Consider the following 7,401-nt stretch of genomic DNA (forward strand, 5'->3'; position numbering starts at 1 on the left):
GTCCGAAGTGCCGTATTCCACTTGAAATGGAAGATGTAACGATTAAAAAAGTTTACATTCACACGGGGCGTTTAACTTGTAGCTGTGGATACGAGGCTGCTATCGAGGAAGGTATTATCATTACCGCGAATTTGTACGAGACGTCTCCTTATCCATCTTATTTTTACGATAAAGAAACGATTAAAGAGATCAATCCCAAAATGATTAACTTATTTGAAAAAATTAATTTTCAGTTTCAAAAAGTTCTACAAAATATAGATTTGAAAAACAAATTAATTGTGGAAACAAACGTTGACGCTTTCGTATCACTACCCAAATATATCGATGTTCTTGAAACAAGCGCGTCCTACGTATTCAGTGGCTATTCACTTGCGATGCTCAAGAAGGTTAGAAACAGAATTGAGCGTATGAATCCGAAGCCACGCGTCCTTTATATTTTGAATTCCGATTTAAATCTGCCATTAAAACCGCTTAGCATCGATGTTTTTGTGGATAGTTTTTCAGTAACTGATTTTTCACTGCTCAATCCGCAGTTCCCAATTCACGTTCTAAAAAACTATTTACATAACAGTTCAACAATTGTCGGCGGATACTCATATTATGATAGTTCGGCCAAATCCTTGAAAAACATTTCAGCCTTATATCCAAATTCTCACGAACATATTTTACATCCAAAATACTTAGAAGAAAATTTATCAGGCCACGAATTTCAAATCACGCAAAGTGAAAATATCGGTTACTGTACAGATCCAGGACCTTATTTCGATTATCATGTAAGAGACGAAAAATTCCACATGCTCATGTATTTGGCTAGTACGAAACAATAGCACAAAAAAGCGCCATCACAAGTGACGGCGCTTTTTATATGTAAGAGATACTAGAAGATATCCTTCTAGCCTACTCCCATTTATAAGTCCAAAATTGTTCAAGTTGCAGCCATTTTAATGTTGCTGCATCTTTGTTTTTTATTTTTGCATGTGTTTCTTCAAGCATTGCTTCTGTTTGTGAACGATGCGCGCCTAGTGCAGCTAATTTATGTTCAAATACTTCACTAATATTATTTACAACATCCGGCTCACCGAGTACTGCTTCGCGATTTCTCGTAATCGCAACTGCATGAATGACTGGACGCTCTTCTTTTGGCATACGTGATACAGCGCGAACTACAGCACGGCCAAATGCATCATGATCTGGATGTACGCCGTGTTCTGGATAAAATGTAATAATTCGAGATGGATTTACTTCTTGAATTATCGCTTCGATTTTATCTGCAACAAAATCAACATCTTCAAATTCTAACGTTTTATCATGGAAACCGAGCATTCTTAAATCTTGAATCCCCATCGCTTCACATGCATCTTTTAATTCTTTTTCACGGATATTTGGAATCGTTTCACGGTTAGCGAATACATTTTTCCCCATGTTACGTCCCATTTGTCCAAGAGTACCGCATGCATACGTTACAGGTACTCCTTGATCTGTTAATAAGCGAATTGTTCCTCCCGCAGCAAATGCTTCATCATCTGGATGCGGAAATACAACAAGTACATGTCTCTCCATAAGTTTCCCTCCTTCTTACTTAAATGGTGTTAAGCTTAACTCAAGCGCTACCGCTAAGCGGCCTTGATTATCATGACCTGCTAGTAATAAACGCTCTTTATCGTCTACTTCCCAGTGCGTAATGCCTTCTGCATATACCCAGCCATGATCCATTTTCAAACCAACTCGGTATGGGTTGGTTCCAGTTATTTTCCCGCGTTCAAAACGGATAATTGCATTTCGAATGAATGCTCCAACTGTCATCAACTTTTCATTAAAGTGTGACGCATACGCTCCATTCGTCGTTTCTAAATGAATATATACATCTTTATTTACAAAACGTTCAATTTCATTTTGAATAAGAGAACTATCTTTTACTATTTCCATCGGAATTCACCTCTTTAAACCATTTTACGCAAAAATAATGTAAATTGCTATCTCTATATTAGAGGACAACGCTCACTTTTCCTAATAATTTGCACTGTGTTTTTTATATTTTTTATATGATATGTAAAAATCATATTTTTTCCTTCACTTTGTTAAATAGTTTTCTTTCTTTTTTGAATTTGCTACAATATACTTTATCCCGTGTTAATGTAGCGAGATACATTTCGACAATTGAATACATACTTTAAAGAAGGTGACATGCTTGGAACATTCAGCGCATGAAGTAGCAAATTGGCAATATTATTTTGCAATTGCCGTATTTTTAGTCACGTACGGTTTTATTATTTCTGAKAAATTGAATCGTGCTGTAATCGCATTATTCGGTGCTGCTATTATGATTATTTTTGGAATTGTAGATTTACATACTGCTTTCACATCACATATTCAATGGGAAACGATCACCCTTTTAATTGGGATGATGATTCTCGTACATATTACGAGTCAATCGGGCGTATTTGAATTTGTAGCTATTAAAGCAGCAAAAGCAGCTGGCGGAAAACCAATCCGCATTTTATTATTACTATCCCTATTAACCGCTGTCGGTTCTGCATTTTTGGACAACGTAACAACCGTATTATTAATCGTACCTGTTACACTATCCATTACACGTATTTTAAAAGTAAATCCTGTTCCTTATTTAATTTCAGAAGTACTATTTTCAAATATAGGCGGAACAGCAACACTAATCGGTGATCCGCCTAACATTATGATTGGATCGGCTAATAAGCATTTAGACTTTAATGCCTTTTTACTTAACTTAGCTCCAATTGTACTTATCATCGCTATCGTTACATTAGGCATTATTTACTTCATGTATCGTAACAAACTAAAAACAACAACTGAGCAAATTAAAATACTAATGGCATTAAACGAAAAAGATTATATTAAAGATCAAAGCCTCCTTTTAAAATCGATTACAATTTTAGGACTAACTATTTTAGGCTTTGTACTTCATTCTATTATTCATGTAGACGCTGCCGTTATTGCGATGACAGGTGCTACACTTCTTATGTTAATTGGCGTGAAAGAACACGATATTGAAGATGTATTTGCCCACGTTGAATGGGTAACCATTTTCTTCTTCGCTGGACTATTCGTTCTCGTTGGCGGGTTAATTGATATCGGACTTATTTCTTCACTCGCAAAAGAAGTAATCGACGTAACAAATGGCGACATCGGTTTCGCTGCTATACTTATCTTATGGGTATCTGGCATCGCATCTGCGACAATTGACAACATCCCATTTGTCGCAACGATGATTCCACTTATTCAAGATTTAGCTACAGGACTCGGACTATCTGTCGATTCTCCGCAAATTGAAGTACTATGGTGGGCGTTATCTCTTGGAGCTTGCTTAGGAGGAAACGGAACGTTAATCGGAGCGTCAGCAAACGTAGTCGTTGCTGGTATTGCAAAACGTGAAGGACATGGATTCTCTTATATGGACTTCTTAAAAATCGGTTTCCCCTTAACGATCATTGCATTATTATTATCACACGCTTATATATATTTACGTTACTTAATGTAAAAGTTGTAGTGCATGAAATTATATCGGCGATTTTTAAAATATATCGATCGTTTCTCCGAATATATCAGCGATTTTCTAAATATATCGGCGATTCGATAACGAATATCGACTTACCGACAAATAACGACAGTAAAAAAGGTATGCAGCACTACGCCGCATACCTTTTTTCATCACCAAAATATACCTATAATTGCTAATCCGCCTAAAATCATACCACCAATTTGTCCGATGATTGCCGGTGATAATTGAACACCTTTTCTCACTTCAACAACTGGTCTTTCGTGCCTTAGTTGCTGCACTTCACTTTGAAGTTGATGTACACTTCCGTGTAGTTCTTTAATTAGTTCTTTTAATTCAGCGACCTCTTCGTTTACTGGCTTACTTTTTTCTAAGTTCATCTCGCATAACTCCTTATAAATTCAATCAGCGCACTGTAAAATTTCGCCAATTACCGCTATATCTCCTGCATACTACATATATAATATGGAATGTATTTTTAATCTTGCAGCTCTATCCATTCATCCCGCAATATCCCCATAATCATTCGATCAAAACACTTTCCATCTCGCTGAACTGCTTCTCTCATACACCCTTCCATCTGAAAACCCATCTTTTTATACAACGCAATGGCAGCTTTATTATAAGAAATAACATCGAGGCCAACGCGGTGTAAATTCATTTCATAGAACGCATACTTTAAAATAAGATGCAACGCTTCTCTCCCATATCCTTTTCCTCTATCATTTGCATCGCCTATACCAATTGCTAATAAACCTGTTCTGTTATTCCACTCTATGCCGTGAATTGCAACAAAACCAATTAAGCGATCATCTTGAACTGTTCTTAACATGAAAGAAACACTATTGGATCTCCTTCCCTTTAATAGCCCATCACTCGCTATTTCATGTAATGATTGCGGGAATGCCAAATCTGTATCTACATTTCTTAAATATTCACTATCCTCTTGCCACATAGCCATTACTTCAGCATCTGCTTCTCTAATAGCTGATAATTTAATAGTTTTATTTTGAAAAAGATTCATCGTCATTTCAAACTCCCCCTTTATTTAAATAGCGGGGACAATTATTCTAGCCTATTTATCCCGCATTAACGGGCAGTAAGACTCCCACCTCAAAATTCAGCTGGAGCGAAGATGTTAGGTGGGAGATCAACTGCCCGTAAACGCCCGATTGGTGAGGGCTRATAATCAGTGGGGGATGAACAAAACCCCCACTGATTAAAGTTTCACTTTATCCCCTTGTTCCATAAACTGTTGTATAAACGGGATACTTACAATAAGCGCTGACATTGGCACATCTCCTCTTCATTAAATTAACTTCATTGTATAATTTTTTATTTATTCTAACAATAAAAAGGCCCTCCAAATTTAGAGGGCCTTTCCTAATAGCAAAACTGTATTATTTCGTAAACATTTTCTCCGCTTCATCCATTGCCATTTTGTTACCTAAAGCAGAATAGTCAAGCCATGGTTGGTCATTAATAATGTATACATGCTTGCCTTTAACAGCTTTTAAATCTTTCCAAATTGGTGTTTCTTGTAGTTGTTTAAATGCAGCTTTTGCTTTATCATCTCTATTTACGACAACAAAAATCGCATCTGCATCAAAGTCAGGTAATACTTCTTGTGAAATGACTTCGAAAGGACGGTTTCCATCAATTTTTTCCACACCATTTGCAGGTTGTAATCCTAAGTCTTGGAATAAAATTGGTCCCATCGGTCTTTTCGTACTAAATACACGTAATTCTTTTGCAGTAACGCGAATTGCCATTACTTTTTCATTATTACCTAACTCTTTATCTATTAAACTTTTCACTCGTTTTGTCTGCTCTTCGTAATCTTGAATATACTTTTCCGCTTCTTTCTCACGGTTTACAAGTTTACCTACTTCTTTTAAATGATCTCTCCACGTACCTTCATCTAAATTGAAAGAATGTGTTGTTGTAATTTTTTCGTATTTCGCTAAATCTTTGCCAGCATATTTTTCATCAACATAAATTTCAGTTGGCTTTAATTGAAGTAACGCTTCCATGTTTGGATCTGTTGCAACGCCAAGTTTCTTCGTATCTTTCAACTGCTCTTTTGCGTGTGGTAAGAAATCTTTTAAATCTCCACCAATAACAGAACCTACTGGTGTAATTCCTAATGCAAGTAAATCATTTGTTAAGTGAATAGACATTGAAGCAATTTTGGGATCATTACTTTTTTCCGTTTTTTTAGTTGCCTCTTCATTAGGTTTCGATTGACCACATGCTGCTAATACTAAAATAAACATAATGCTAAATAAAATGGAAAGTTTCTTTTTCATATGTTCTCCTCTTTGAAGTATTTATTTTGTTTTTGTAAGTAAATAAAGAAAATACGGCGCTCCTAAAGCCGCTACTACTACACCAGCTGGAATAGAGTTTGGCTCGAATACAGAACGACCTATCGTATCTGCGAGTACTAAAATAATCATTCCAATAATGCCAGCTAGCGGAAGGAAATGTTGATATGTAGTACCTACTAACTTTCTTGCGATATGCGGAGAAACTAGACCGATAAAACCAATCCCTCCTGCCATCGATACACTTGCACAAGATAATCCGACCGCCGTAGCTAAAAGTAGTAATCGTTCTTTTTGAACAGAAACACCAAGTCCTGCTGCTACACTATCACCTAGGGACAGTGCATTTAACGTTTTAGATTTCAGCCATGCGTACGGAGTTAGTATCAAAATCCAAGGTAATAATGCTAGGACATGAATCCAATCTCTTCCCCACACGTTACCAACTAACCATCTAGAAGCGAATGTATACGTCTCATCATTTAACTTGAGCGAGAAAAATAATGAAAGTGCACTAAAACCAGCTGAAACTGCAATACCAACCAGAATAAGTCTAATGGGAAGTAAACCTTTTGACCGATCACTCGCAAGCAAAACAATAAGAAATGCAGCTAACACTCCTCCGCCAAATGTAAATAACGGTATTAAAATCGATGCACTCTCATTAATAGAATGAAAGAGCGTAACGAATACAATAAGCCCGAAAGATGCACCCGAATGTAATCCGAGAATACCGGGATCTGCGAGTGCATTACGAGATAGCCCTTGCAAAATCGCACCGGAAACTCCAAGGCCGATACCTGCTAACATTGTGATAATAATTCTTGGCATACGATAATCGAATAGCACTGTTGCACTCTCAAAATCACCATAACCAAAAAGCGTTTGAATCACTTTGAGTGGTGCAATGCTCAGCGTCCCCGTATTTAAGCTAATCAAAATTACAGCGATACTCATACAACCGAATATTGTAGTTACAGTAATAGCTCTCTTTTTATCCGTGTTAAAAAGATCCTTCACTTATAACTCACTCCCAACTTTACGTGCTATATAGAGGAAGAACGGAACTCCAACAAGAGCTACCATAATCCCTATCGCAAGTTCTTTAGGAGGATTTACTGTTCTTGCTCCTAAATCAGCTAACACCAATAACATAGCTCCTAATAATGCTGACATAGGAATAATAAGCCGATAATTAACACCAACTAATTTTCTAGCAATATGTGGGATGACTAGTCCTACAAATCCAATAGAACCAACAGCTGAAACAGAGACACCCGCAAGAATAACTACTATAATCATCCCGAGTATTCTCGTTCGGTTCGTTTTCACACCTAAATTCGTAGCAACATCATCCCCCATTGATATGAGTGAAATAGATCGCCCTAGCACTGTCGCAAAAAYAATCGTTATGAGAATAATAGGCACTAAAAGTTTCAAGTGTTCCCACTTAACCCCCGCAACACCACCGGCAAACCAAAACGCTAAATCTTGGCTTAAATCATAATAAATTGCAATACCTGAACTTAATGAGTGTAAAAG

General features: G+C 36.9%; 9 protein-coding genes. 2 read left to right on the forward strand and 7 right to left on the reverse strand.

The window, feature by feature from the left end; all coding sequences use genetic code 11:
• Positions 1 to 827: MerR family transcriptional regulator (locus AC1DTM_RS14875; protein WP_477000412.1), on the forward strand; the 827-nt coding region annotated here is incomplete at its 5' end.
• 70 nt (positions 828 to 897) lie between these two features.
• Here the strand turns inward: AC1DTM_RS14875 and bshB2 are convergent.
• Positions 898 to 1,560 carry a bacillithiol biosynthesis deacetylase BshB2 gene (gene bshB2, locus AC1DTM_RS14880; protein WP_000439466.1) on the reverse strand — a complete coding sequence of 221 codons (663 nt, stop codon included), beginning with the start codon at positions 1,558 to 1,560 and terminating at the stop codon, positions 898 to 900.
• Positions 1,561 to 1,575: 15 nt separating this feature from the next.
• Positions 1,576 to 1,926, reverse strand: a complete 351-nt coding sequence (locus tag AC1DTM_RS14885; RefSeq protein ID WP_000407037.1) for a YojF family protein — start codon at positions 1,924 to 1,926, stop codon at positions 1,576 to 1,578.
• A gap of 262 nt (positions 1,927 to 2,188) precedes the next feature.
• Between AC1DTM_RS14885 and AC1DTM_RS14890 the strand changes: the two genes are divergently transcribed.
• Entirely contained in the window at positions 2,189 to 3,514 is a 1,326-nt protein-coding gene (locus tag AC1DTM_RS14890; RefSeq protein ID WP_477000413.1) for an ArsB/NhaD family transporter, read from the forward strand.
• Positions 3,515 to 3,684: 170 nt separating this feature from the next.
• On the opposite strand, the gene AC1DTM_RS14895 is transcribed toward AC1DTM_RS14890, so the two are convergent.
• The 5 genes from AC1DTM_RS14895 to AC1DTM_RS14915 all read right to left on the reverse strand — a co-directional run.
• On the reverse strand, positions 3,685 to 3,912 hold the full coding sequence (locus AC1DTM_RS14895; RefSeq protein ID WP_002111012.1) for a coiled-coil domain-containing protein: 228 nt from the start codon (positions 3,910 to 3,912) through the stop codon (positions 3,685 to 3,687).
• A gap of 98 nt (positions 3,913 to 4,010) precedes the next feature.
• Positions 4,011 to 4,562, reverse strand: a complete 552-nt coding sequence (locus AC1DTM_RS14900; protein ID WP_016105574.1) for a GNAT family N-acetyltransferase — start codon at positions 4,560 to 4,562, stop codon at positions 4,011 to 4,013.
• A gap of 370 nt (positions 4,563 to 4,932) precedes the next feature.
• Entirely contained in the window at positions 4,933 to 5,841 is a 909-nt protein-coding gene (locus AC1DTM_RS14905) for an iron-hydroxamate ABC transporter substrate-binding protein (protein WP_016105575.1), read from the reverse strand.
• Between the two features lie 21 nt (positions 5,842 to 5,862).
• On the reverse strand, positions 5,863 to 6,879 hold the full coding sequence (locus AC1DTM_RS14910) for a FecCD family ABC transporter permease (RefSeq protein WP_016105576.1): 1,017 nt from the start codon (positions 6,877 to 6,879) through the stop codon (positions 5,863 to 5,865).
• On the reverse strand, positions 6,880 to 7,401 hold a 522-nt coding region (locus tag AC1DTM_RS14915; RefSeq protein ID WP_477000414.1), incomplete at its 5' end, for a FecCD family ABC transporter permease.

This window comes from Bacillus sp. P4_D3 (assembly GCF_056401855.1).